This is a genomic window from Haladaptatus ordinarius (assembly GCF_054177595.1).
This window is the reverse complement of record NZ_JBPEHH010000060.1, coordinates 1-25,494: the sequence shown is the minus strand read 5'-3', so window position 1 is coordinate 25,494 and position 25,494 is coordinate 1. Positions and strand designations below refer to the sequence as shown.

At 56.9% G+C, this 25,494-nt stretch carries 20 protein-coding genes and 1 pseudogene; 11 read left to right on the top strand and 10 right to left on the bottom strand.

Features of this window, described 5'->3' with window-relative positions; translation table 11 throughout:
- Positions 1–744: 744 nt before the first annotated feature.
- A complete protein-coding gene (locus ACR3FF_RS18455) occupies positions 745–1,866 on the top strand; it encodes a TrmB family transcriptional regulator (RefSeq protein WP_458189578.1) in 1,122 nt (373 codons plus the stop codon).
- Here ACR3FF_RS18455 and ACR3FF_RS18450 read toward each other — a convergent pair.
- Positions 1,857–4,088 (bottom strand): glycoside hydrolase family 3 N-terminal domain-containing protein, encoded by a 2,232-nt coding sequence (locus ACR3FF_RS18450; RefSeq protein WP_458189577.1) that lies wholly within the window; start codon positions 4,086–4,088, stop codon positions 1,857–1,859. The two genes, ACR3FF_RS18455 and ACR3FF_RS18450, sit on opposite strands and share 10 nt — an antisense overlap.
- Before the next feature lie 148 nt (positions 4,089–4,236).
- Positions 4,237–4,440: a hypothetical protein gene (locus ACR3FF_RS18445; protein ID WP_458189576.1), complete on the bottom strand. Its 204-nt coding sequence runs from the start codon at positions 4,438–4,440 to the stop codon at positions 4,237–4,239.
- Between the two features lie 135 nt (positions 4,441–4,575).
- Between ACR3FF_RS18445 and ACR3FF_RS18440 the strand changes: the two genes are divergently transcribed.
- From ACR3FF_RS18440 to ACR3FF_RS18415, 6 genes are all read left to right on the top strand, one after another.
- Positions 4,576–6,330 (top strand): ABC transporter substrate-binding protein, encoded by a 1,755-nt coding sequence (locus tag ACR3FF_RS18440; RefSeq protein WP_458189575.1) that lies wholly within the window; start codon positions 4,576–4,578, stop codon positions 6,328–6,330.
- Positions 6,331–6,404: 74 nt separating this feature from the next.
- Positions 6,405–7,406, top strand: coding sequence for an ABC transporter permease (locus ACR3FF_RS18435; protein WP_458189574.1), 1,002 nt, complete (start codon positions 6,405–6,407; stop codon positions 7,404–7,406).
- A complete protein-coding gene (locus ACR3FF_RS18430) occupies positions 7,396–8,412 on the top strand; it encodes an ABC transporter permease (protein WP_458189573.1) in 1,017 nt (338 codons plus the stop codon). The genes ACR3FF_RS18435 and ACR3FF_RS18430 overlap by 11 nt, the downstream gene beginning before the upstream one ends.
- On the top strand, positions 8,413–9,522 hold the full coding sequence (locus ACR3FF_RS18425) for an ABC transporter ATP-binding protein (RefSeq protein ID WP_458189572.1): 1,110 nt from the start codon (positions 8,413–8,415) through the stop codon (positions 9,520–9,522).
- Positions 9,519–10,619, top strand: a complete 1,101-nt coding sequence (locus tag ACR3FF_RS18420; RefSeq protein ID WP_458189571.1) for an oligopeptide/dipeptide ABC transporter ATP-binding protein — start codon at positions 9,519–9,521, stop codon at positions 10,617–10,619. The genes ACR3FF_RS18425 and ACR3FF_RS18420 overlap by 4 nt, the downstream gene beginning before the upstream one ends.
- Before the next feature lie 55 nt (positions 10,620–10,674).
- Positions 10,675–10,911, top strand: coding sequence for a hypothetical protein (locus tag ACR3FF_RS18415; protein WP_458189570.1), 237 nt, complete (start codon positions 10,675–10,677; stop codon positions 10,909–10,911).
- Positions 10,912–11,404: 493 nt separating this feature from the next.
- Here ACR3FF_RS18415 and ACR3FF_RS18410 read toward each other — a convergent pair whose 3' ends face one another.
- The 3 genes from ACR3FF_RS18410 to ACR3FF_RS18400 all read right to left on the bottom strand — a co-directional run bounded on the left by ACR3FF_RS18410 (position 11,405) and on the right by ACR3FF_RS18400 (position 13,432).
- Entirely contained in the window at positions 11,405–11,755 is a 351-nt protein-coding gene (locus ACR3FF_RS18410; RefSeq protein WP_458189569.1) for a helix-turn-helix domain-containing protein, read from the bottom strand.
- Positions 11,756–12,099: 344 nt separating this feature from the next.
- Positions 12,100–12,264 (bottom strand): hypothetical protein, encoded by a 165-nt coding sequence (locus ACR3FF_RS18405; RefSeq protein WP_458189568.1) that lies wholly within the window; start codon positions 12,262–12,264, stop codon positions 12,100–12,102.
- A 406-nt stretch (positions 12,265–12,670) separates the two neighbouring features.
- Entirely contained in the window at positions 12,671–13,432 is a 762-nt protein-coding gene (locus tag ACR3FF_RS18400) for an IclR family transcriptional regulator (protein WP_458189567.1), read from the bottom strand.
- A gap of 125 nt (positions 13,433–13,557) precedes the next feature.
- Between ACR3FF_RS18400 and ACR3FF_RS18395 the strand changes: the two genes are divergently transcribed.
- From ACR3FF_RS18395 to ACR3FF_RS18385, 3 genes are all read left to right on the top strand, one after another.
- The gene (locus ACR3FF_RS18395) at positions 13,558–14,664 is read left to right on the top strand and encodes an NAD(P)/FAD-dependent oxidoreductase (protein WP_458189566.1); all 1,107 of its coding nucleotides are present in this window, start codon (positions 13,558–13,560) and stop codon (positions 14,662–14,664) included.
- A 317-nt stretch (positions 14,665–14,981) separates the two neighbouring features.
- The gene (locus ACR3FF_RS18390; RefSeq protein WP_458189565.1) at positions 14,982–16,199 is read left to right on the top strand and encodes a Na+/H+ antiporter NhaC family protein; all 1,218 of its coding nucleotides are present in this window, start codon (positions 14,982–14,984) and stop codon (positions 16,197–16,199) included.
- A gap of 359 nt (positions 16,200–16,558) precedes the next feature.
- Complete coding sequence (locus ACR3FF_RS18385; RefSeq protein WP_458189564.1) at positions 16,559–17,239, top strand: IS6 family transposase; 681 nt, start codon at positions 16,559–16,561, stop codon at positions 17,237–17,239.
- 751 nt (positions 17,240–17,990) lie between these two features.
- Here the strand turns inward: ACR3FF_RS18385 and ACR3FF_RS18380 are convergent.
- The 4 genes from ACR3FF_RS18380 to ACR3FF_RS18365 all read right to left on the bottom strand — a co-directional run bounded on the left by ACR3FF_RS18380 (position 17,991) and on the right by ACR3FF_RS18365 (position 23,631).
- On the bottom strand, positions 17,991–19,937 hold the full coding sequence (locus ACR3FF_RS18380; protein WP_458189563.1) for an archaea-specific SMC-related protein: 1,947 nt from the start codon (positions 19,935–19,937) through the stop codon (positions 17,991–17,993).
- A gap of 866 nt (positions 19,938–20,803) precedes the next feature.
- The gene (locus tag ACR3FF_RS18375) at positions 20,804–21,907 is read right to left on the bottom strand and encodes a mandelate racemase/muconate lactonizing enzyme family protein (protein ID WP_458189562.1); all 1,104 of its coding nucleotides are present in this window, start codon (positions 21,905–21,907) and stop codon (positions 20,804–20,806) included.
- A 106-nt stretch (positions 21,908–22,013) separates the two neighbouring features.
- Positions 22,014–22,835: a fumarylacetoacetate hydrolase family protein gene (locus ACR3FF_RS18370; RefSeq protein WP_458189561.1), complete on the bottom strand. Its 822-nt coding sequence runs from the start codon at positions 22,833–22,835 to the stop codon at positions 22,014–22,016.
- 4 nt (positions 22,836–22,839) lie between these two features.
- Complete coding sequence (locus ACR3FF_RS18365) at positions 22,840–23,631, bottom strand: SDR family oxidoreductase (protein WP_458189560.1); 792 nt, start codon at positions 23,629–23,631, stop codon at positions 22,840–22,842.
- Between the two features lie 245 nt (positions 23,632–23,876).
- On the opposite strand from ACR3FF_RS18365, the gene ACR3FF_RS18360 reads away from it, so the two are divergent.
- On the top strand, positions 23,877–24,638 hold the full coding sequence (locus ACR3FF_RS18360; RefSeq protein ID WP_458189559.1) for an IclR family transcriptional regulator: 762 nt from the start codon (positions 23,877–23,879) through the stop codon (positions 24,636–24,638).
- Positions 24,639–24,725: 87 nt separating this feature from the next.
- Here ACR3FF_RS18360 and ACR3FF_RS18355 read toward each other — a convergent pair.
- Positions 24,726–25,381, bottom strand: a pseudogene (locus ACR3FF_RS18355) (RNA-guided endonuclease InsQ/TnpB family protein); the annotation flags it as partial.
- Positions 25,382–25,494: the final 113 nt, after the last annotated feature.

The window sequence follows — 25,494 nt, the reverse complement described above, 5'->3', positions numbered from 1 at the left end:
GGCTGACGAACAGCGACAGCTGTCTTCTGAGATGGGTCTGAGCGACGGTCACAGCGGAAAGTAGGTAGGTGATTCAACATATTCACGCCCCATCACAGCATCCAAGACAGTCTTCGTCTCATTTCGCGGTCTTTACCGTGTGAGGCGCAGCTTTTGCCGATGCAGTTATCGAGAGAGTGGACAACTAGCGAATGTGGAAGAAAAAATCACGTCTATCGACGGTTGCCACCTCCCATCTCACAGTCCTTCGCGCACCCTCTATCACCTGAACCACCCCATCTCACAGGGGCGCTCTTCCACACCCACAATCTATTGATGTGGGGCCTTGCTGCGGACGTCAACCGGGCGCCCTGATTGAGCGAATACACGGCTGAACGCACGCCACCAAGCCTATTTGCTCCTATCGGCAGGCGTATCTTTCGCATACGTGGCCACCCTTCCATTACGACGCTATGTCTGTAATGGACACCAAACGAATCCACTTCTGTTGAGGCCGTCTCCTTGGATGAAGTATAATGAAAAATATGCTTGGGCGGGTTCTGGGATTCGCTAAAAAGTCAATTTTTGTATGTTTCTATTTACTGGATGCTAGGATACTCCTCAAAACCACTGTACTCGGCCGTTTGAGGCGCCTCATCTATAATGCTCAAAAGATAGATATAGGTCCTTTTTATAAATTATCTAATATATATTTAGTATGATAATTACCGACAGACTTTCCCCAAAACAGCTAAATTACGGTGTATGAACTCCGATGAGCTCCGACGGGCACTAGAAAACGCAGATCTCACGAAATACGAAGCAGAGGCGTATTTGACGCTCATCAAACACGGTCAATTACCTGCCGTCGATATCTCAAGCAAGTCTTCGATACCGACCTCACAGGTGTACGAGACGCTCCGTTCGCTCGAAGAACAGGAATTCGTTGAAACAATAGAGGGAGACCGCCTCCACGCCGAGCCCAACGAACCAGATGAAATCCTCGACGAATTGCGTTCACGCGGTTCGTTGTTGACACAAGCGGCTGAAGAACTCGAAGAACGCTGGGAGGAACCCGAGATCGACCACCACAGGGTCGGCGTCGTGAAGCGACCAGAGACGGTGTACGAGCACGTTCGAACCCGGCTCGAAGAGGCAGATGTAACTGCCGAACTGACGGTGACGTACGACCAGTTGGAATTACTGCTTCCCGAACTCGAAGCCGCTGCTGACCGGGGCGTATTCGTCCGTATCCATCTCTACGACGAACCGAACCTCCGCGAGAAGGCTGCGTCGCTCGGACTGGCAAACTCGAATCTCAATATCCGGATTGGCACGATTCCCGGACCGTTCCTCGCGATTATCGACCGGAACCAGACGTTCTTCACTCCGAACACGCGTGCCGATGAGGATTATGGCATCCTGATTAACGACTACATTCTCTCGTTCATTACACACTGGTATTTCGTCAGCTGTCAGTGGCACATGTGGGAGCCACTGTTCGAGTCGGGCTCACACTGGACGGAATACGACTCTCTCGAGGAGTTTATGCGTGACGTTGTCCCGCTATTCGACGACGGCGCGGAGATCCGTATCGCCGTTCGAGGTAACTACATCCGATCGCGAAAAGACTGCATCAAGCGAGGCCGACTTGCCGAAGCGTTCTTCCCAACTCGATACACCAGTAAAGACACTGGACTCTCGTTAGAAGACCTCGCGAGCTACTCGAGTATCTTCCTCGATACCGGAAACGAAGTCCTGTCGGTCGGCTCGTGGGGTGCGATTTACGAGGACATCGAAGCCCACCGAATCACGATCGAGACAATCAATTTCTCCTACGAGATCGAAGAAAACGGGTCTGCGACGATTGATCTGACTCAGTTGTAGCTCGTCTCGACGGTCAACGTGGCCCGTTGATCCGCGATTTCGAGGGTATAGCTGCCTGGTTCGGCGGACCGACTGCCGTCCTCCTGAACGAGGCCCAGGGAGTCTGCCTCGATTCGGATTACTGCTGTCCCCGACTCACCGCCTTCGAGGGTCACGCGATCGGATCCACGGAGTTCCTTGACGGGCGTCACTCTCGAACTGACGTCGTCGCTGACGTACGCTTGCACCACTGCCGTTCCCTGTCGTTCACTCGTGTTCTCGATCGGAACGGAGACTGTTGTCGATCCGTGGGGCCTGATCGTCGTCTTGCTCAACTCAATATCGCCGTACTCGAAATCGGCGTAACTCTCGCCGTGTCCGAACGCGAACAATGGATCATACGAATCCGGATGTTGGTCAGAGCCGATCGGTGTCGGGTGCCGAAGGTAGTTGAAACGGGTTGGGAGGCGGCCTTCCGACCGCGGAATCGAGATCGGCAGACGACCGCTCGGCTCGTTCTCGCCGAATAGGGTCTCGGCGACTGCCTGTCCGCCCATCGTCCCGGGGTAGTAGGCCATCAAAAGGCCAGCGGCGTGTTCGGCCAGCCAGTTCACGGCGAGCGGTCGTCCGGTAATGAGGACGCCGACAATCGGCGTGCCCGTCTCGTGGATCGCCTCCAGCAGCTCACGCTGTGCAGCTGGCAACTGGAGCTGGGACCTGTTGGGGAACTCGTCGTTGTCCATGCCGCTGAGTGCATTCGGTCCGAACTCGTGGAGATACCAGTTCTCGCCGACTGCCACGACGGCAACGTCGGCGTTTTCTGCCGCTTGAGCGGCTGCCTCGACGTCGTCGGTTTCGGCGATTCCAGACCCACGCTCGTAGCTGACCGTTCCCGACGCCAGTGACTCGATCCCCTCCCGTATCGTGACGATATCCGTTCCTTCCGGATCTGGTACGCTCCATCCACCGAGCTGGTGGATCGGGTCGTCCGCGTTCGGGCCCGTGACCAGGATGTCAGCGTCGGTGTCTAGCGGGAGGCTGCCGTCGTTCGAGAGCAGCGTCATCGACTCGCGGGCGGCTTCAAGCGCCTGCGCTCTGTGTTCGTCGACGCCGACGACGTCAGTCGCGCTCGAGATGTCGACGTACGGATCTTCGAAGAGACCGAGTCTGAATTTCTGCGTGAGAACTCGTCGGACACTCTCCTCGACGATGGATTCTGCGAGTTCTCCCTTTTCCACGAGCGACTGGAGGTGTTGGGCATGTTCGACGGAATCGATGGAGGCGATGTCCAAGCCGGCTTCCCGCGTCAGCTGTACCGAGTCGCGGTGATTGGCTGCGACCCGGTGGTTGGCGTGGAGCATCTGGACGCCGTTCCAGTCGGAGACGATCGTTCCATCGAAATCCAGGGCGCCACGGAGGGTCTCATGGAGGAACCGTCGCGACCCGTGGGCAGGCTCTCCATTGATCACGTTGTAACAGGGCATCACCGATTCGACACCCTCCTTGAGTGCGTCGACGAACGATGGGAGGAAGACGTTTCGAAGCATGTAGTCGGACGTTTCGACTGGTGAGGCGTCCTCGCCACGGACCGGTTCGCTGTACGCCGGGAAGTGTTTAGCCGTGGCGATTACTGACGATGGGTCCTCGATGCCATCGCCTTGGTACCCTCGGACTTTCGCTGCGGCAAGCTTGCCACAGAGGAAGGGACTCTCACCGAAGGTCTCGAACGTTCTGCCCCAGCGCGGATCCCGGGCGACGTCGCACGTCGGCGAGTAGTTCTGGTGAGCGCCGCTTGCACGCACCTCAGTTGCCGTCACTTTAGCGCCGGACTCGACGAGCGATTCGTCCCAGGTCGCACCCATCCCGAGGCCGTTCGGGAACGCGGTTCCTTCGGCGACGTAGGCGTGCCCGTGGACGGCGTCGACGTTGAACAAGAGTGGGATATTGAGTCTCGTCTCCGATTGGGCGATTTCCTGGAGGTGGTTCACCGTTTCGACGACGCTGTCGAGACGATGATCGCGTGCTCCTGCCCAGCCAAACGTTGCCACAGCGCCGACACCGTGCTCTGTGATCTCGGTTTCGACGTCGTTGAGGTCTTTTGTCTGGTCGAGTTCGCCGGCCCACGTGCCGACGAGTTGGCCAACTTTCTCTTTGAGGGTCATTCGGTCGAGAAGGTCGTCTACTCGCTGATTGATTTGAAGCGTCTCATCCCTGTAGGGGAGACGCTCGTCTGCGTTCGCCATGTCTCATCTCTCGTTCATACCAGTATATAAAATTCATGGGTGTGTCAGTCTGGTCCGGCTCTCGCCAGCTGTCGACCCCGGTAGACGACACTGATACCAGTCTTCGTACGTCTAAGACGTAGAATGAGGGAACAAGAAAAGCCACGGGTCACCTGACCCGTGGTCGTTTACTCCGCCGATTCGTCCTCAAATTTTCAAACGGTACTTCGGTCCCAGTGGGCCATTCGACGTGGACTGTGACCGTCCCTGTCCCCTCGACGCCGACGTGTTCGGTACGTGTCCCCTGTGGGAGGGAATCGGTGGTGTTCGACTGGTGAACGGTCCACGTGGTGTCTTCTGTCGAGACGGTCACGACGGTACCGTGCGTTCTGACGTGTATGCTCGATTAATTCACCGAATGATTTATTACATATGAGAAAAACCGTTTGTACGACCCATGGCAAGCGACAGTAGCGGCTATTGTAGCCTAGTCAGTCGTCGACAGTTCATGCGAGCAACAGGCGTTTCCGGTATGGCTTTGCTCGCTGGCTGTAGCGGCGGAGATGATGGCAACGGCACCAGTGGTGGCACCGGTACCGGTGGTGGCAATGGAAACGGCAACGGCAACGCGACCACAGGTGGGACGGTCTACGACACCAAGTTTGTTGCCGCGACCAACAACGGTGTTCCGGCGAACTTGCACCTCAATCCGGATGCGACACAGAACTATGACGCCATCGCGGGAGCACACGTCTTCGAGCGGTTCGTCTCTTACAACTTCAATACCCAGGAGTTCGAGATGGCCGGGTTGGAAGACTGGTCTGTGGACGGCAAGACATTCACGCTCACTATCCGAGAGGAATTCAATTGGGACAACGGTGATCCAGTCACGGCCCAGGATCTGATGACGCAGTTCCGGTTGCAGAAGAAGACGGACGCCGCAATCTGGGACTTCGTTGAGAGCGTCGAGCAGGGCAAGGACGAAAAGACCGTTGTGTTAAATCTCAAAGAGAAGACGAACCCGCGTTTGCTCAAACACGCGATCGGATCACAGGGTGATCGGATTTACGCGCACCATCCGACGTTCAAACAGTTCCTCGACAAGGATGCCTCCGCTCTCCAACAGTTCAAGTACGAAAAGGATGTCGTCAGCAACGGTTCGTTCAGCTTCGAATCCAAGGACAAGCAATCCTGGGAACTCACGCGGAACAAGGAGTACTACAACGCGGACAAGGTGAATTTCGCCCGGGTCCAGCTCCTGAACCGTGGAGATAACACGGCACTCCAGCAGGGACTGATGGGTGGCAAACTCGATGGCGTCTATAGTATGTTCGCGCCGCCGAATATCGCTCAGAGCATGCCTGGCCACGTCCAAGAGATAAATACGCCTGCGAAGTGGGGCTACGGTATCGTCTTCAATCACAACCACAATCACTTCGGCAAGGTCGCCGTTCGCAAAGCGATCGCACACGTTATCAACCGAAAGGCAGTCGCCGGAAACGCTGGGCCGCGCACAAAATCCACACCCAAGGTCGCCACCGCAATTGCAGTCGACGATCAAGAATCTTGGCTCGGCGACGACATAGGTAAATTCGAGACCTACGGCGAGTCAGCCTCCCAGACCGATAAGGCCGCCTCCCTGCTCCGTGACGCTGGCTACACCAAGAGCGGCGGCATGTGGAAAGACAGCAACGGTAACAAGATCAGTGCCCAGTATGTCACGCCAGCAGGCTGGACCGACTGGACGACCGCGACCAACACGGTCGTCGATCAGCTCAACTCCTTCGGGTTTGAGCTCGAAATATCTTCGAAGCCGATGGGTGATTACTTCGATGGATACATCAACAACAACTTCGCACTGGGTGCATTCTACTGGCTCCCTGGTGGCGCACGGTCGTCGTTCCCGTTCTTCCCGCTGCGCTGGGAGATGAAGTGTCCCGATATCAACGGCGGCCACCAGTTCCCGACCGGCGAGAAGACCATCCCCGGGATGGACGGTGACGAGATGACAATCAGCCCGCTCGAGGAGATTAAGAAGGTCGCGGCGATGACCTCCGAGAAAGAAGTGACGAATGTCGTTCGCCGTGTCGCCTGGCACCACAACCAGACGCTTCCCTTCCTCGGTGTCACCGAGAAGCAAGAACAGACGTGGATTAGCAGCAAGAACTTCGACACCCCTTCGAAAGGCGACGACGCATTGGGTGTTAAGTGGGCCACGCAGTGGCTGTCGCGCGTTGGCAAGCTAAGTGCGCAGGGTAACTAGAGCAAACGGTCGGCAAACAGGCAGCCAATCCCCCACTCCGAGACAACGATATAGCATGATTAAACAGTAAGATTATGGACAACTATTACATACGCCGAACCACCAGAATGTTCGCGACCATCTTCCTGGTCGCGAGCCTGACATTCGGCCTGATTCGACTCCTCCCAGGCGGCCCGTTCACACTGCTCCGAGCGAGATTGCTGAAGAGCGGTGTGCCCGCCTCGGAAGTCGATGCACGCATCGCCAACTTACAGAACATCCAACCGGACGCGCCGATATGGGAACAGTACTTACACTACATGCTCTCTGCCATGCAGGGTGACTTCGGGCAATCTATCAAGCTCGGTGAACCTGTTTCACAGATCATCGCCGAGGCCGTTCCGTGGACCATCTTCGTTGTCCTCGTTTCAACAGTCCTCATCTTCGTCTTCGGGATCTTCCTTGGTGCGATCCAGGCCTACTGGGAAGGATCCAGATTCGACCAGTTGGTCTCGGGACTCTCGATCAGCCTCATGTCGGTCCCATTCTACGTCGTCGCTGTCCTATCCCTGTTCATCATCGCCTATCAGCTTCAGTGGCTTCCGACGGCTGGGACGGTCGGAACCGACGTCGAGACAGGACTGACACTGGCGTTTTTCGTGAGTGCACTCAAACACGCCGCGCTGCCGATCTTCTCATACACAATCGGCGGCATCGGGGGACAGGCACTCGCAATGCGCGGCAACAGCATACAAGTGTTGGGGAACGATTACGTAGAGGTCGCCAGGCTTCGTGGGCTGTCCGACAGACGCATCGCCACGTGGTACGTTGCTCGAAACGCGATTCTCCCGATGTACACTGGGTTTCTGCTGTTGCTGGGCTTCCGACTCGGCGGGACGATCATCCTCGAACGGATTTTCTCCTATCCCGGTCTCGGATGGTATCTGTGGTCAGCGCTCAAGTCGAACGACTATCCCCTGATGATGGGGACCTTCCTCGTCATCACCGTTGCACTCGTTATTGGTGTCTACATCGCTGACCTGACCTACAGTAAGATCGATCCGCGCATCAGTCGGGGTGACTCCGATGCCTACTAAGGCCGAACAACAGGAGAACATCAGCTGGCGATCGGACAGCACGGAATCGCCGGACGTGACGCTTCGAGACAGGGTCGCGGAGTACTTCGAGGAACGAATCCGCAAACCGGCGATGGTCGCTTGGGCGGACAGCCGAACGCGGCTCGGACTCCTTATTATGGGTGTCTACGTCGGGATGGCGATCGTCGCAATCTTCGACCTCTATCGCACCCCCTCGACCAACCAGGCACCGCGGCTGGTGGGGGCGTTCCAGAGCTGGGATCACCCCCTCGGAACGACGATGTCCGGGGTAGACTTGCTGTCGCTGATCATTCACTCTACACCAGACATCCTCCTGATGGTCGCTGCTGGAGGTCTCTGGGCGACGGTGATTGCCGTCGCCGTCGGAACGCTCGCAGGGTACAAAGGGGGGACGATCGATCAGGTGCTTATGTCGTTCTCAGACGTCGTGATGGCTATCCCAGGCCTCCCGCTGGTCGTCATTCTCGCAGTGACGTTCAACCCGAAGAACCCGATCATCCTCGGGATTCTCATCAATGTCAACTACTGGGCTGGCCTGGGACGGTCACTCCGGTCACAGGTCTTGACTATCCGTGAGGACAACTACGTCGAGGCGTCCCGAACTATGGGTGTCAGTACGCCACGGATCCTGCTCAAAGACGTCATCCCGAACTTGATGCCGTACGTGACGGTGAACTTCGTCTTCGCAGCCCGGTACGTCGTGTTCGCATCCATCGGGTTGTTCTTCCTGGGTGTGTTGCCCTTCTCGACGCAAAACTGGGGCGTCACGCTAAACTACGCCTACAACGGTGGCGCGCTGTTCACATGGCAGGCAGCCCACTGGCTCATCTTCCCGATGATTGCCATCATGGGACTGTCACTCGCGTTAATCCTGTTGGGTCAGGGGATGGACCGCGTGTTCAACCCTCGCGTCCGGACCCGAATGGCAGGGGAATCCGAATCGACCGCGGAGGACGACAACACAGGCATGACGGAGGTGCTCTGAATGGCTATTGAAAGCAAGCAACTTACCGAACCGGACGAAGTCGAAGACCCGATACTGGAGATCAAAAACGCGAGTGTCACCTACGACGGCGGCGAGACGTACGTCCTCGACGATGTCACCTTCGCCGTCGAACGTAACGAAATCGTCGGTGTGGTCGGCGAGAGTGGCAGCGGCAAGTCGATGCTCGCGTCCGCGATGCTCGACGCCATCCCTGCACCCGGCACACTCTCCGGTGAGATCCTTTATCACCCCGACGAGGACACAACCGTCGACGTGTTAACCCTGAGTGACGATGATCTCAGATCGTACCGGTGGGCCGACGTCTCGATGGTGTTCCAGGGCGCGATGAGTTCGTTCAACCCGACGATGAAAGTTGGGAGTCAGTTCAAGGACACACTCAAAGCACACGATCACGAGATCGCCGAGGGGATGGTCTTCGCGCGCGAGCTCCTTTCGGACCTCTACCTCGACCCGGAGCGAGTGCTCGATTCGTATCCCCACGAACTCAGTGGTGGAATGCAACAACGTGCGCTCATCGCCTTGAGTCTCCTCCTGGAGCCGGAAGTACTCGTCATGGACGAGCCGACGGCTGCGCTGGACCTACTGATGCAGCGGTCGATCCTGACGTTGCTCGAGGATCTCAAGGAAAAGTACGACGTGACGATGGTGTTCATCACACACGACCTGCCGCTGGTCGCGTCGCTGGCCGACCGGATGGCCGTGATGTACGCCTTCGAACTCGTCGAGGCCGGGCCGCGAAACCAGATCATCGACGACGCCGGCCATCCGTACACACGTGCATTGCTCAACTCGACACCGAACATCGACGCCCCACTCGAAGAAATGAAACCAATTCCAGGAAAGAGTCCCGCACCCGTGAACGTCCCGGACGGCTGTTCGTACGCCGATCGGTGCCCGCTCGCGACTGAAGAGTGTACCGTCTCCGATCCGCAGTTCGAGGTGGTTGAGGACGACCACTCCGTCGCCTGTCACCACTGGGAACGAGCCAAAGACGAGATCAAGCTTAACTTAACGGAGGCTAAAACGATACAGACGGATGGTAGTACCGACAACGTGGGCTTCTATGAGGATGAGGGAGGTCAGCAATGAGCCGTCCGGACGCGACTACAGGAGCCGCCAGCAAAGTCGACGGTGGCACCGATCCGTTGATCTCTCTGGACAACGTCGAAGTTTACTTCGAGAAAGAACAGGGACTGCTCGAGTTCTTCGAGGAGCCGGACGTCGTCAAAGCAGTTGATGGTGTCTCACTCGACATCCAGGAGAACGACGTGCTCGCGCTCGTCGGGGAGAGCGGCTGTGGGAAGACTACGCTCGGGAAGACGACCATCGGACTCCAGCGGCCGACTAGTGGATCCGTGAAGTACCGCGGTCGGGACATCTGGGAGACGAAAGCCGGGAACACCGATCTGTCGTTTTCTGACATCCGATCGTCACTACAGATCATCCACCAGGACCCCGGTAGTTCCCTCAATCCGAACCGACGCATCGTCGAGATTCTTTCCGAGCCAATCACACTGACGCATCCAAGTGTGGATGGCAGTGAGCGACGGGAGCGGATTCATTCACTTTTGGAGCGAGTCGGAATGACGCCTGCCCAGGACTTCGCTGGCCGCTACCCGCACCAACTCAGCGGAGGCGAAAAACAGCGTGTCGCGCTCGCACGTGCGCTGCTCATGAACCCTGACGTCATCCTGGCTGACGAGGCGATCAGCGCGCTTGACGTCTCTTTGCGCGTCGAGATGATGGACCTGATGCTTGATCTCCAGGATGACTTTGACACCTCATTCGTCTTCGTCTCACACGACCTCTCGAACGCGCGGTACTTCGCTGAACACGGTGATGGTCGCGTCGGTGTGATGTATCTGGGGAACCTGGTCGAAGTCGCCCCGGCAAAACAGCTCATCGAGAACCCAGAACATCCCTATACCAAGGTACTCCGGTGGGCAACGCCGAACCTCTCGTTGATCGCGAAAGAAGCGGGGGAGCCGCCCATGCGAAAAATAGACATTCCCGACCCAATCAACCCGCCCAGCGGGTGTCGGTTCCACACTCGGTGTCCGAAGGCCAGAGAGGCCTGTAAGAACCAACAACCAGGACTGGAACGACGTGGTGACTCCCACCGTGTTGCGTGTTTCCGGTCCGAGGAGGACCACGAGTATTGGGACAGCCCCGAACTCGAAGATTGAACCGTCTGATCGCCTGATCGGGACGTTCATCACATCTGTCTAATAATATGAGACCATGACACTACGTGACGCGGCACTCGATGCGATCTGCAGTCAGCGAGACCAGATTCCGATACTCCTGGCTGTCGTCATCGTTATGGGGCTGTTGCTGGTCTTCCCGTTGATCCTGTTGAATCATGGATCACAGGGGTACGTTATCGCCGTTATTGACGCGATACTCGTTACTCTCTGTCTGCTCGTCTTCGGGTCGGCCTATTGGTACTGTACGAAACGCGCGATGGAGAACCATTGACACAGAAACTATAAGAAGACGAAAGTATAATTCATATTTTGTATGGAGAGGACAATAGATAGATGATGTCCTTTATTGAGAGAGGTTCGGGTGAAAATGGGGTTGAATTACAGCCAAGTGGTTGGTCTGGCGTGTCTGTCCGTTCAGAAATAATATATACGATGGAACTCGGATTTTACTATTCAAATTGGTACTTTTGTCAACACTCATCACTACCGTATTATTTTGATACGTGTTAATTGCTCTGTCTCTTTTTATCGCGGTGACACGATTGGTGAATCGCCCTAGGCCACACCCCCAAGACACTCGACAGACAGTTTCCTATATGGCTGGCATCCAGCATCAAGTGGTGTTTCGATGTGACTCTCAATTCGACGAGCTGCGCGAGTATCGAGACCTCTCCAACACTATTTAAACTTATTATATATGTGCCGATAACATCACTGTCATTTTCTATCCGTTTGTCCTACGCTGCCATGTGTTCCAAAATAGGTTACTCAACCATCGAAAGTAGTCGGTATGCACCTGTGCGCGAATAGGTGACATCGAATTGATCATCCAGCAGTTGTTGCGCAAGTAAGATACTCCACTCTTCAGCGTCATACCCAGCATTTACGGGCGACTTACCCAGTAACTGGCAGACTTCTGCTTTATCTTCAGGATCGAGGTTCAGCGGGCGACCGGAACGAGGCTTGTCGCTGGCTGCTTTGCGGATCGAGTCCTCTTCGAACCGTTGGAGCCAGTTGTACACCGTCTTTCGGGAGAGCCCGTTCCATTCAGCTAATTCTGTCTGCGTGACGCCCTGCTTGTAAGTAATCGCGAATTGGAGTCGCTTGCACATCATCTACCTTCTCGAGTGCATTCCGAAGGTCAGTCACCGAAATGTGCTCCAAGTCAGGCATTAGAGGATACAACGAAATTGGGGTGTAAATAGTTCTGAAACGATTCACAAACCAGAAGTCGGTGGTAGAGTGATATATCGCATATATTTAAAATAATCTACACTATACGGAACTATTCCGAGTGCTTCGTTTTCCCTTACAGGAGTATCCCTGTACTGACACACCAATGGATATGAACCCTTTATAGCCGTTTCTGCCCTTTCCCTGCCTGACTGGGTGGCAACGCCGAATAACATCTTCAACTCTTTAACCTCGACCGGTGTTGCCCGTTGATCGGAACCGTCGGTTACATCACGGTTATACTTGAAGTGCATCTCTTCCTAGTCCCTGGCGCAGAACTGTCGTCCTCAGCGATGAGTCTGACTCCTCCTTCTTCCATCTTCCTAGTGGTGGCGATGTTGTGAGCGTCTTCAACACCTTCCTCAATGCTGTGTTCATCGATCCCGCTCATCGTGAATACAGTAACCTCATCGCCGGGCGAGCTGTGTTTGCTAATACCTTACATCGGGACGAACGCGATGTTGTCATGAAGGTAGTTCGGCTGACGCGAAGGGAACCTATACGTCGAGAAAGCGCCCTTCGTGAGGGTCCGATACCTGGGATGTCGGGGAAGGACTTCAATTGTCAGACCGTGAAACCGGTTTAGTGAGTCCCCACCGTAATCGATTATACTGTTAGAATTTCAGTGCCGTCGATACGCGAAGTTCGGGGACGAGGCAATGAATTGAACAATCAATAAGATGCCATTTGCTCAATGTCATTACATACATAGTACTGTAATACCCATCACGGACTTGCAGAATGGTGTTTGTCATCGACAAATAGTTGGAACTGCCATTCTCTCACCGACGCCACCGTTATCCTTGATCGATCTCAATCTGGTTCGCCGCCTCTCTGACGTTCGCCGCCAACTCCTCAATGCGGGCATCGTCGAACCGGGAGGCATGTCCGCTAACGACGATCGCGCCCATGAGACCGCCCGACACGTACTTCACGGCACACGCGACCGAGCGCGCACCCAGCACTTGCTCTTGGTCGTTCACGGCGTATCCCTGTTCACGGATGCGGTCGAGTTCTTTGCGGAGCAAATTCCGGTCTGTAATTGTCCGCGACGTCATCGAATCCAATTCTTGGGCGAACACGGCTTCGCGGCGCTCTTCCGGCATGTCGGCCAACATCGCTTTCCCAACCGCAGTTGCGTGAAGCAGCGCCGTCCTCCCGATTGGGGTTGCGGACTCGATTGCATCCGAGCCGCCGCGGGCCGCGTGCACGAAGTGAACCACCTGATCCTCCTCAACGGCAAGATGCACAACCTCACCAGTCGATTCTGCGAGCGAGTTCGCAATCGAAGCACCGTGCCGATAAAGATCGAAACCCTCCCGGATCCGATTCCCGGTGGTGAGAAACCCGAGGCTGGCGCGGTACTTGCTGCCGTCTCGACAAACGTACCCAAGACGGGACAGTGTCGAAAGGTGCGTGTGCACTGTAGTCTTCGAGCATCCGAGCGCATCCGATAACTCAGTGACGCCAGCCCCCCGGCGGTCGATGAGTTCGTCCACTATCGCGAACGACGTGCGAACCGATTTGATCGAGCGGGGTTCTGGTTCGCTGGATCCCATACATCCCTCTTCGCGGCTACGAATATAGATGTTTGGTATCGACAAACGAATTGCCGCGCAGGAACCGGACATGTGTATCGATTTCGTGAAAAACTTTTTATTAAGTGATGATAACCGGGCTTGTAATGGACCCGGTAGTAATTATTGGAGGCGGCATCATCGGCGCCAGTCTCGCTAATCATCTCCGCGATCTCTCCTGTCCCGTCGTCCTGTACGAACGTGACGCACTCGGATCTGGAACGTCCAGTGACTCCGTCGCGCTCTTCGTCTGGCATCAATCGACGCCGGATCGGTTAAGCCACGTACTCCGGACACGTTCGTGGAAACAGTACGAACCATTAATCCAGGACGGTACCCTCAGTTTCGAGAAAATTGGGACACTCGACCTCACAAGAAATGACGATGAAGTCGAGGAACTCCGAGAACTCACAACAACGCTCGAGAACTTCGGCATCGAGGCATCCTTCCTCGAACCGGACGCACTCGCGGACCACGGCCTTGACCCCAGTGTCGTCACGGGAGCGATGGCGACCCCTGCTGACGGCTATCTTGATCCGTCAGAGATCATCCAGCACTACATCCGCAAGGCTTCTGCAGCCGGCGTCACTGTTGAAACCCAGACCGCGGTCACGGACATCCTTACCGATGACAGCGAAGTCACGGGTGTAAAGACGGAGATTGGAACTCAGTCGGCGGCTGCCGTAGTGAACGTGGCGGGGCCGTGGGCCCCGACCGTGAACGAGAAGGCTGGCGTGTCGCTCCCATTTCGGCATAACCGCGGGCCAGTTGTCGTACTCCAAAAAGACGACTCCTTTTCGCTCCCGTTTATCCAGTTCAGCGATGGCCTTTACTTCCGCGGGGAGGGAAGGAATCAGGCGTTTGCTGGGGATTTCGGCGCCGACTACGAGGATGCCGAGGTACTGGACCCGGTGGGAGCACAGTCGATCGACCACGAGTTCTACCTCGATATCGACGCACGAATTCAAGAGGCAATTCCGCGACTCGACGGTGTCGAACTCGTTAACGAATGGGTCGGTGTCCGGACGCTCACACCTGACGGCGTTCCTATAGTTGGCGAAACTGACGTTTCCAACTTCTATGTCGCAGCCGGGATGAACGGTCTCGGCGTCACGCTGGCACCAGCAATCAGTAAGTTCCTGGCTGCTGCGATCAAAGGCGAAGACATCGATTCCACATTGGAATCGTACCTGTCCCCGGCACGATTCTCGTAACCTTCCTGACATCCCCCATTTCCCCTGTCAAGACGGTAGGTCGGCTACCGCTTGGTTTATTGCTAGCTTCAGTCATGAGTGACAGTAACATTCAAATAGGTAGACTATAATGGTCATTCTGTATGTTCAAAGGTACGGCCTTGTCGTTACTACCAGTGCTGGTAGCACTCGTGCTAGCATTCAAAACGAGAAATGCGGTGTTCTCTCTCTTGCTCGGCTCCGTCGTTGGGGTCATGATGCTTGGAAACGACCCCTTCACGGGAACAGCTCAGTTGTTCCAAGACGCCTTGGGCAGTGGTTGGTTCATTTGGGTGATCATGATTCAGGTCTTTGTCGGGATTTTGATCGCGTACTTCATGTTCGCCGGCGTGACAGACCGATTCGCCGAATTGGTTTCAGAACGCGTTGAATCCGATCGCGGCGCCCAGGGCATTACGTGGGTTCTCGGCGTCCTCGTGTTCTTCAGCGACTACTTCAGCCCGCTCCTGTCCGGACCCGTAATGCGGCCAGTCACGGACGAACACGATGTCTCTCGAGAGAAACTTGCGTATCTCCTCGACTCGACGAGCGCCGCCGTCCCGACCCTCATCCCGATCAGTGGCTGGGCGGTCTTCATTGCGGGCCTCGTCGCCGAACAAGGGAACGTCGCGAACAAGACTGTCGCGCTCGATGTCTTCGTGAACTCAATCGTGTACAACTTCTACGGCGTCCTCTCCATCGCGCTCGCCGGCTTAATCGCGGCCGGCGTCATCTCCGACTTCGGACCAATGAAGAAAGCAGAACACCGCGCACGTAACTCCGGGAATGTCCTCGGCGAGGGGGCCAACCCGCTCGTGGGCGTCGAGATCGAGGATATCGACCCGAAAGAAGGGAAGACCGCGAGTCTGACGCTCCACCTCTTCATCCCGGTTCTTATCATCCTCGGGATTAGCATCGGCACGTTCGTGATTCTGGAGGACGTCAAAATTCTGGCCGCGTTCATGGCGGCGACCACATTCCTTGCCTTCGTGATGTACGTCCAGGGGTACTTCGATGACGTCAAGCATATTGTCGACATCTCTACGGATGGTGTCAAAGGTGTGTTCCCTGCGATGATGGTTCTAGCTCTTGCTTACATGATCAACGAGATCACCGGTCAACTCGGCGCTCCTGACTACGTCATCGGCGTTACGCAGGGATGGCTGACACCCTCGCTGTTGCTCTTCGTCACGTTCCTCACTGGCGCGCTCATCTCGTTTTTCAGCGGAACCTCGTGGGGAACCTACGGTATCATGATCCCGATCATCGTCCCGATAGCGTTCAACATGAACGGGGTCACCTTCGGTCCACTCCTGTACGCCGCAGTTGCAGCCGTCGTCGGTGGCGGTCTGTTCGGTGACCACTGTTCGCCACTCTCTGACACCAGCATCCTGTCGTCGTTCGGTGCCGCTTCCGACCACATGGATCACGTTCGAACCCAGCTCCCGTACGCCATCGTAGCCGGGGGACTTGCTGCGGTGGGGTACGCCATGGTCGGGATGCTCATCGCGCCATAACAGAACCAATGGAGTTCAGCAGGCGCCGAGCGTGGGGATCGCAATGGCCGACCTGCTCGTCGGGAGAGAGACCGACGTCGTCGACCTCGAGGAACTTGCACTCTCACGCTTTACGTTGGGCCGAACCATCAAACCGAAAGAGATGACCTGACCAAGGAGTTTGAGCCAACTCGCTGGGGAACCAACCAACCGTCGATGCGTTGGAATGTTTGGTGAAATTCAGCTGACTATCCAGGAAAACCGAAAGGTGACGTGCAGTTTCTTCCTTTCAGTCGTACTCCTTCCCCACCGATCTAAAGAAAATAGACGGGACGGGCACTGTCTAGATAAGGACGAGCAGGTTGAAGAGTTAGTGATTGATGCTACTCTCAGACCTGCTCAGAGAGAGTTTAGACACGGCTACGCTTGAATGTTGGGAGCGTGAGCGGACGGCGACGCCCGTCAGGGGGTTTGCCGTCCGGCTCCACGCGACCGGCTGTTCACTCAGAGAAACAAAAGCGATTCTCGCGCTCCTCGGCGTGAAACGGTCGCATCAGGCGATCTTTCAATGGGTTCATCGAGTATCTGACAGCGTATCTGACCCGCCGTCGGCATCGCCGACGCGGGTCGCGATCGACGAAACCGCTGTCAAAATCAACGGTGAGTGGTCTTGGGTGTACGCTGCAATAGACACTGAAACAAAGCTGCTGCTCGGTATCGACGTGTTTGATCGGCATGGCACTGATTCGGCGGCTTCGTTTCTATCTGAACTCGCCGAGAAACACGATCTCTCAGATGCGGTGTTTCTCGTTGATGGCTACGGCTATCGGACTGCCATCTTTCGAATTGGGTTGGGCGGTCGGCTCGACTACACAGAGCGAAACCTGATCGAAAAGTGGTTTCACACGCTCAAACAGCGGATCGACCGCTTCCATACGTCCTGGGTGGGCAGTCGGCCGAGCGTCCAGCGGTGGCTTGAACAGTTTGTGCATTACTATAACCGTCAGAGACCGCATCAATCGCTCAACAACCGAACGCCCGTCGAGGAGGAGCGAAACTAGACAGTGCCGATGAACCGAATCTCCCGAACACGTGGTATCAGGAGGCGAGGCAACCATCCCCATCATGCCAGACACTTTTTGAGGAGGTGAGTGCCGCGCTGTATGCTGGTTTCACGTCTTAACCGAATACGAATGCTTCTGCCGCATAAAATCGTAAGCGGAAGTGGATTCTGGGGGATCGCCGCCCTCGGGGAAGCAGGTTTCGTCTCTCCCAGAATCGGCCCCTTCTGTGCCCCAAAATTCTCAGGTCCAGTCACTCGAAGAGTACGAATGTCTGCAGCAACGTGGGGTCCTCAGATCGAGATCGAATTTTCTTTCGAAAGAGTCCTATCCATGAGTCAGGTTAGTCGATAACTTCTGACTGAATATACTGGTTATTGAAGATTCGAGGTCACGTCTCCGACACACAATGGGAAAAGCACGTGCGTATACGACCAGGGACGGCGTCTACCTCCGGAACAATCTCAACGCACACCATAGACGCTGCAGGTGAAAACACAGGCGGCCGATCTGCTGGCGAACTGGGCTACGAACCGGGCAACACCGTCCCCCGTGACGTCACCAAACCCCTCGTCATCGTCGGTTTCCTCCAGACCAAGCCCAGCGGCCCTATCCGTTTGATTCTCGAGCAGTCAAAGAACTCGAAATTGCAGACGCAATTCCGTAACAATCGCAGACACTCTCCATTCCAGACTACTTCTTCGACGAAACGTCGATGGAACCAACGACGTTCGACGGAATTGACGTCGAGTTAGATGTTGGTTATCCGCTGATGGGCTTCGTTGAGGGCCGCCTCGTCCTCGGGGAGGAGTGCGACGACGGAATAGTCGGCATAGTCGCTGAAGTACTCGACGAGCGAGGAGATCCGGTCGGAGTCGATGGCTTCGAGCGAGTCAAGCATGATGAACGGCAGCGTCTCGTACACCTCGTGAACGAGGTAACCCGCGAGCGCGAACATCAGACCGGTCACCTCGCGTTCGCTCTCGGACAGGTGGTCGACCGTGTCCTCGTATGCTGTTCCCGCTTCAGTCTGTCGGATGACGTGAAGCTCAAACTTGGTCTGTTCGACTTTGCGACGACCTTCGCGCACTTCGCGTTCGACCCGCTCGATCCAGATTCGGTCGATGTTCTCGTACTCTAGAAGGTTCAGTACCGTCTTCATGTTCGTGTTGAACTCCTCGACGGCCTGTTCTTCGATCTGGTCGATCTTCGTCCGATAGTCGACCAGTTCCTCAGATACTGACTCACGCTCAGATTGCAGCGCCTCTCGTTCCTCGAGCATCTCCTGGATGGAATTGATCTCGGACTCGACGTCCTCGAGGTCGTCACGGAGTTGGCCGAGTTCGAACTCAAGCTGGTTGGTCTCCTTGTGTTTGTCAAGGGTCTCGTCGAACTCGTCGCTCTCGAGCGACTCGACCTCTGTCTCCAGTTCGTTCAATCGGTCTTCTAACCCCGCGCGGTCATCCCGAAGATCCTCGACGCGCTGTTCTCGCTTTTCGATTTCGTCGTCGATCTCTTCGAGGCGAGTTTCAAGTTGCTCGCGTCGTTCTCGATTCTCGCGGAGGGTTTGCTGGCGATCTGTCAGTTCTTCGAGTTCGTCGTTGATTTCGCGGACGGTTTCGAGTTTCTCCTCGCGGAACTCCCGGAGTTGGTCGAGCGTCGTCTCGATCTGGCTCTTCTCGACCTCGCTCCCGCAGGTCCAGCAGGTCGTCTGCGATTCAACCAGCTGGTCGGTAATCGACCCGTCCGACGTCACATCTTGGTCCAATGCGCGACGAATGTCGGTCCGGTCATCCTCCAGCATCTCCTCGTTGAACTGTACTATGTTCTGGAGTTCACTGACCATGTTGTTGATGGTTCGCCGGTGTTCGCGGAGCCGGTTTAGTTCTCTTTCGAGGTCGTCCTCGTCAACTGACTGAGCGTCCGGCAACGTAGAGAGTTCCTCCTCGACTTCTGCTCGCTCTTTAGTGAGAGATGTGATGCTCTTGGATTCGGTCTCGATATCTCGTCGGACGCGGTCAAGTTTCGAGCGGGTCTCGCGGAGGTCGTCGAGTTTTGATTCGATTTCCTGCTTCTCCTCACGACTCTCTTTGACCGTGGCGCCCAGCGACTCAAGTTCCGATTCGGCCGCTTCGAGTGCTGACCGCTTCTCGTCGATCTCGGTTTCGAGCTCTTCGCGTCGGCGCTCAAGGTCAGTGAGGCGACGCTCTTCGCTTTCGATCTCCTCGAGGCGCTCATCGATTTCACGTCGTTCGGTTTCAAGGCGCTCGATTTCGGCCTGAATCTCGTCAGTGTCGATCGGCCGCATGATAAGTCCGCGCAGGTCGTCGCCGCGTGCGATGGCCCGACGGGCTTCGTTACCTTCAAAGAGGAACGCGAACAGGTCAGTAAGTTCGGGGTCGTCGAGATACGGATCACCCGATAGCGAGATTGAGTCGCCGCTTCGAGTGAGCGTTCGCGTGTATCGGCGGTCACCGATTTGTAATTCGACCGCTCCGTTCTCGGCGTCACCTTTGAGCGATGCCTGTTCGCTTCCGAGCGCGAGCATAATCGCCTGCAACAGTGATGTCCGGTTCGTGGCGTTCCGCCCTGTGAGGACGGTCACCCCCGGTTCGAACACTGCTTCGGTTTCGGAGATGCCGCCGATGTTACGGGCTTGAACCCGGACATCTCCTTCTTCGACCTGTTCCGTGCTCATAAGACCAGTTTTGCGCGAACATATTTAATGGTATTGAAGGCTCCTGTAGGTGGTGTCTCAACGGTTGGTGTAAAACTATCCCGCCCGTCTGGCCTCAGTGAATCAAATCCGTCGGAAGCTTTTCTACATTGAAGAGGTAGTCGAGGATATCTCTTCCACTAATTCTCCAGACACCACCGCCCCTATACAGCACACTACGGGAGCGTGTCATAGAATACGTCTCACACCTACTACCCAGCAATTATACGGTCCTCATTTCACTTGTAATCCAGTGGTTCCACCAGTCATCTGTTTTATCCACGATTAAGATCGTGGATAATATCGATTGAGAACTATTGTATGACACCCTCTACGGAACAAACGTCAGTGAACGTGCCGAAGATTCGTTCCCAGTATCGGGGGAGAAACTTCGGTGGAAACACTTCTAGCGCTTGAATCGGAAACCCCGGTACGAATGACCGAAGAGAACGTAATTGAGCGGCTGTCTCCGAACGGCGTTGAACAGTGCCATCAGCTGGACCAAAACTGTTCTGAACGCAGTCGTGTCGTGGACGAACACCATCGGTGGGTCGTTACTGGACGCCCCGGTTCGAACACGTAACGTCGAGGAGAGGGGTCTATTGTCAGTGGAAAAGGAAAAGTAGGTGAGATGCGGGTCTGAAAAGCCAAAGGACGTCAAGGGAACCGGATATGGCAAGTGACCATATCTATCCTCGTATTGAACGACCCGCTTCAAGAGTGGACCGCGTCCCGATACGCTAATCACACTGGGTGAACGTATCGCCGTCTCCGTCCTCGATTCGCTAGTATCCGAACAAAGCGGGCCGTCTCCGTCGAAAGCCGAACGACGACTTCCGGCAGGGTCTCTACATACGGAACTCATCGAGTGCATCGCAGTCGAGTTCGACCCCGTGGCCGGGACGCTGCGGGAGTTGAATCATCCCGTCCTCTGGTTCGACCGGGTGTTCCAGAACGTCGTCGAACGCCTTCACGTCCGAGTCGCGGTAAAAGTACTCTATCCAGAGTCCGTTCTCGATGGCCGCCAACAACTGGATGTGGAGGTCCCAGTTGTAGTGGGGTGCGACCGGGATGTCGTGGCACGCCGCCATGTTGGCGACACGCATCCACTCGGTGACCCCACCGACCACCGATACGTCTGGTTGGACGATTTCGACGGCGTCCTCGCGGAGCAGGTCCGCGAACCCGTAGCGGCTGAATTCCAGTTCACCGCCGGCGACGGCGTAATCGAGCGCCTCGTTGACCTCGTGATAGAGGTCCAGACTGTCTGGCATCACCGGTTCTTCGATGAAGTACGGGTCGTACTCAGCAAACTTTCGGCAGGCGCGTACGGCCTCTTGCTTGTTCTTCCACTTGCCGTTCGCGTCCATCAGTAGCGTCCGGTCCGGACCGATGGCTTCGCGGGCGACGCGAACTCGCTCGACTTCCTCTTCGATGGGCTTCCGGCCAACTTTCATCTTCACGACATCGTGGCCGCGGTCGACGTACGTCTTCATCTCCTCGCGGAGATCTTCTAGTCCCTTGCCTTCTCGGTAGTACCCGCCGCTGGCGTACGCCGGAACAGTGTCGGCGTGTCCGCCAAGTAACTTGTAGAGCGGCATGCCGGCCGCCTTGGCTTTGATGTCCCAGAGTGCCGTGTCGATACAGGAGATGGCCCGGACCATCACGCCCTTCCGACCTATCTGGACCGTGCCGTCGAACATCTTGCGCCAGAGGCGTGCGGTGTCGCGAGGGTCTTCGCCCTCGATCATCGGCACAAGGATGCTCTCGATCGCCTGCGCGACGACGTCCGCGCCGCCGTAGCCGAGCGTGTATCCCACGCCTTCGGTTCCGTCCTCGGTGCGGACGTACACGATAGTGTGGTCGCGCTCCTCGACGACGCGGGTGGCGAAGGCGACCGGTTCTTGTAGCGGAATGGATACTACTAGACTCTCTACTTCTTCGATTTTCATGGGTATCTGTTACCTGGTTGGTACGCTTTGTCAGTTCGGTTTGTTTGTTCTCGATGCTCGTTCGACGTTCGAATCCGGCGTCCGACGGCTATGGCCAGTCGAAACGTCATCCGACCACATCTGAGTTGGCAGTCCCGACGTGTTCAACCTCGGCGGTGACGGTGTCACCAGGCGTGATGCGCTTCGCGCCAGGCGTCCCCGTCGAGATGACGTCACCCGGTTCGAGCGTCATGACCTCCGAGTGGAACGCCACGAGTTCTCGCGGGGTCGTCATCATGTTTCGAATGCTGTTCTCCGCGGCGATCTGCCCGTTGACGATGGTCCTGACCGAGATGTCGTCGAGGTTTTCGACCTCGTCGGTGGTCACCAGCGACGATCCAAACACGAGGAAGGAGTCGAAGCTCTTCGCGCGTGTCAGGAAGCGCGGATTTTGCTGGAGGATGTCCTCCGCCGTCATATCAATTACTGGAACGTATCCGGCGATGACGTCGTCTACGTCTGCGTCGTCGACGTTCTTGCACGTCCGCCCGATGACGAGTGCGAGTTCGGCCTCCGCCGTAACGCGGCCTGCGACGTCCTGTGGGGGAAGTCGGATGGGACCACCCGGACCGGTAGCCGTCGTGGCGGGTTTCATGAAACTCGCCGGCTCTGTCGGTCTGTCCTCGTGGAGGTCCGACGCGTGGTCGGCGTAGTTCAGCCCGATACCCCAGAGTTTCCCCGGCTGTTCGAGCGGTGCCGCGAACGAGAGGTCGTCCTCGGGGACGTGGGCGGCCGACGCCGCCTCCGGCGACGGGAGGCCACCGGCGGCTGCCAGTGGGAGCGCGTCTTCGAGCGTCGTAAGCGACGGGTCCGCCGCCGACAGCGGGACGAACCCCTCGTCGTCGCCGAGCATTGGCCGACCGTCAACGGTTCGTGCGAGTCTCGGCATCGATCTACAGGTTGGATGCTCCCTGTCCGCCGTCGACGGGGATCGCGACGCCGTTGAGGAAGCTCGAGTGTTCTGAGGAGAGGTACGCGACGACGTCGCCGAGCTCTATCGGGTCGCCGATGCGACCGAGCGGATTGATGTCGCCCTTCGTGTCGAGGCCCTCCTCATAGCTGTCGTACTTCCCGCGGTCGACGGCCGCCTGGATGAGTTCCCGCTGGCGCGCCGTCTCGTGGGGTGCAGGCAGAACGGCGTTCGACCGCACTTCGGGCGCGAACTCCTTCGAGAGCGTCTTCTCGAGTCCGATGACGCCCATCCGGACCGAGTTCGACAGCACGAGCGAGGGAATCGCCTCCTTGACGCTTCGGGAAGCGATGGTGACGATGGTCCCGCCGTCCCCGTCGCGGAGGTGCGGGGCCGATTCGCGGACGAGTCGAACGACGCTCATCACGAGCAGGTCGAACGCGTCGTACCAGTCCTCGTCGTCCATCTCCATGAACGGTCCGCTCGGCGGGCCGCCGGCGTTCGTCACGAGGTGGTCCAGACCGCCGAACTCCCCGACCGTCCGGTCGACGAGTCGCTCGATGTCGTCGGCGTCCGTGAGGTCACCCTGCACGCCGACGACGTCGCCGTCAGCGACATCCTGTACGTCCGCCACGGCATCGTCAAGCCGGTTCTGGTCTCGACCGTTGATGACGACGCTTGCGCCTTCGCTCGCGAGTACCTTCGCGGACGCCTTCCCGAGACCACTGCTCGATGCGGCAACGAGGGCCGTGTTCCCATCAATTCCGTAATCCATGTTGGACGTAAGGGTATCGGAGGAGGTTTTGTAAAACTGTTCGCCGTGCGGAAATATTCTCCGGTTTTAGCGTTCCTAAACCGTATTCTGAAGAATTCGTGCACCCCCGACTGCCTGCACTTGCGAATCACCGTTGACAGCACCGCCGCCTTGCGGTTCCAGACGACCGAGAGGTCGCGACGAGCCGACCATCCGTTTAGCACCGCCAAACAAGTTTTTAGTACCTGCCCCCGACACAGGGTGTCATGGAAGGCCCAAAGAACCCGGTCATGGCCGTGAAAACGACGGCCGACATCCTCGAGAAGGTCGCCGAGCTAGAACGGGCCGGCGTCACCGAACTCGCGAACGAACTGGACATCACGAAGGGGACTGTCCACAACCACCTCGCGACGCTGGAGGACCACGACCTCGTCGTCAGAGACGGTGGGAAGTTCCTGCTGGGGCTCCGGCTCTTCGAGTTCGGCGAACGGGTCAAGAACCAGCGGAAGATACACGACGTCGGCGTACCGGAGGTTGACAAGCTCGCGGACGAGACCGGGGAACTTGGCAACATCCTTGTCGAGGAGCACGGTCGGGGCATCTACCTCTACCGGGCGAGAGGTGATAACGCGCTCTCTCTCGACACCGGCATCGGGTCGCGGGTCTACCTCCATCAAACGGGCCTCGGGAAGGCGATACTCGCTCACCTTCCCGAGGAGCGGGTCGACGAGATCATTGACGAGTACGGGCTCGAACCGAGTACGGAGCACACGCGGACGACGCGCGAGGCCCTCTTCAAGGATCTTGAGCAGATTCGGGAACGAGGCTATGCGCTCGATGCCGAGGAACGGGCCGAGGGGGTACGATGCGTGGCTGCTCCCGTCATCACGAACGATGGCGTCGTCCGGGGTGCCGTCAGCGTCGCCGGGCCCGTGAGTCGACTATGCGGGGACTACCTGGAGTCAGCGGTTCCCGACATGGTCAAACGAACGGCAAACGTCATCAGCATCAACCTCTCCTACGCCTGAGTTCTGATCGCACTCGGAACTCCCGTTCGTCGGTTCCACTCGTCGAGTTCGTTCGTCGGCGCCCGACCGACGTTTTGTACTGGTGAACTACCCCAGCCTCAAGGAGCCGCCGAAGGCGGCGAGTAGGAAGGGGCTTTCTGTTTCCACGACGCGCTGTGCAGACACAACCGTAGTGTCCGTAGGGAGCGCAGTCTCCACAGGCGTTGATTCGGAGCGTCCCACTCCTACGTCTTCGAGACCGCGAGAAAGGATGTTCCACGCCGCGTTCGCGTCTCTGTCCGCTTCAAACCCACACGCCGGACAAGAGTGTTCACGAAACCACAGCGGTTTTTCTGTTTCAACACCACACTGAGCGCACTCTTTGGTCGTGCCCTCTGGTTGAACCTCCACGAAGTGCGTTCGCGTTCACACTTGTATTCGAGCATACTCGTGAAGGTGTTCCACGCCGCCGACGCCGTATTACGGTTGTTGCATGGCGATTCGAACAGTCCCTTCACGTTGAGGTCTTCGACGGCTACAAGATCGTACTCCCGAGCGTAGTATGCCGAGAGTTTGTGGAGGAAGTCACGGCGTTTGCGCTTGAGTCGGAGGTGGCACTCGGCCACGCGCCGACGTTGTTTCTCCCAGTTGGCAGAGCCGTGGTCTTTCTGCGAGAGTGCCCGCTGTTCGCGTTCCAGCCGCTCTCGCTCAGTCGAGAGGTCGAGTGACCCGACTGCTGTTCCATCGGTGTCGTGGACATACTCGCTAGTTGTCCACTCTGGCTCAGGAGTCCAGCAGCTGATACGTAGTCCTGAGTGAAGCGGGTGAATCAGGAACCTGATTCATCCGCTGTCCGGATACGCACCTGGTGAACCTA

Coding starts and splice junctions, on each gene's coding strand:
- ACR3FF_RS18455 (WP_458189578.1), top strand. CDS start 745: ATGAACTCCGATGAGCTCCGACGGGCACTAGAAAACGCAGATCTCACG.
- ACR3FF_RS18450 (WP_458189577.1), bottom strand. CDS start 4,088: ATGGCGAACGCAGACGAGCGTCTCCCCTACAGGGATGAGACGCTTCAA.
- ACR3FF_RS18440 (WP_458189575.1), top strand. CDS start 4,576: ATGCGAGCAACAGGCGTTTCCGGTATGGCTTTGCTCGCTGGCTGTAGC.
- ACR3FF_RS18435 (WP_458189574.1), top strand. CDS start 6,405: ATGGACAACTATTACATACGCCGAACCACCAGAATGTTCGCGACCATC.
- ACR3FF_RS18430 (WP_458189573.1), top strand. CDS start 7,396: ATGCCTACTAAGGCCGAACAACAGGAGAACATCAGCTGGCGATCGGAC.
- ACR3FF_RS18425 (WP_458189572.1), top strand. CDS start 8,413: ATGGCTATTGAAAGCAAGCAACTTACCGAACCGGACGAAGTCGAAGAC.
- ACR3FF_RS18420 (WP_458189571.1), top strand. CDS start 9,519: ATGAGCCGTCCGGACGCGACTACAGGAGCCGCCAGCAAAGTCGACGGT.
- ACR3FF_RS18415 (WP_458189570.1), top strand. CDS start 10,675: ATGACACTACGTGACGCGGCACTCGATGCGATCTGCAGTCAGCGAGAC.
- ACR3FF_RS18410 (WP_458189569.1), bottom strand. CDS start 11,755: ATGATGTGCAAGCGACTCCAATTCGCGATTACTTACAAGCAGGGCGTC.
- ACR3FF_RS18405 (WP_458189568.1), bottom strand. CDS start 12,264: ATGAGCGGGATCGATGAACACAGCATTGAGGAAGGTGTTGAAGACGCT.
- ACR3FF_RS18400 (WP_458189567.1), bottom strand. CDS start 13,432: ATGGGATCCAGCGAACCAGAACCCCGCTCGATCAAATCGGTTCGCACG.
- ACR3FF_RS18395 (WP_458189566.1), top strand. CDS start 13,558: ATGGACCCGGTAGTAATTATTGGAGGCGGCATCATCGGCGCCAGTCTC.
- ACR3FF_RS18390 (WP_458189565.1), top strand. CDS start 14,982: ATGATTCAGGTCTTTGTCGGGATTTTGATCGCGTACTTCATGTTCGCC.
- ACR3FF_RS18385 (WP_458189564.1), top strand. CDS start 16,559: ATGCTACTCTCAGACCTGCTCAGAGAGAGTTTAGACACGGCTACGCTT.
- ACR3FF_RS18380 (WP_458189563.1), bottom strand. CDS start 19,937: ATGAGCACGGAACAGGTCGAAGAAGGAGATGTCCGGGTTCAAGCCCGT.
- ACR3FF_RS18375 (WP_458189562.1), bottom strand. CDS start 21,907: ATGAAAATCGAAGAAGTAGAGAGTCTAGTAGTATCCATTCCGCTACAA.
- ACR3FF_RS18370 (WP_458189561.1), bottom strand. CDS start 22,835: ATGCCGAGACTCGCACGAACCGTTGACGGTCGGCCAATGCTCGGCGAC.
- ACR3FF_RS18365 (WP_458189560.1), bottom strand. CDS start 23,631: ATGGATTACGGAATTGATGGGAACACGGCCCTCGTTGCCGCATCGAGC.
- ACR3FF_RS18360 (WP_458189559.1), top strand. CDS start 23,877: ATGGAAGGCCCAAAGAACCCGGTCATGGCCGTGAAAACGACGGCCGAC.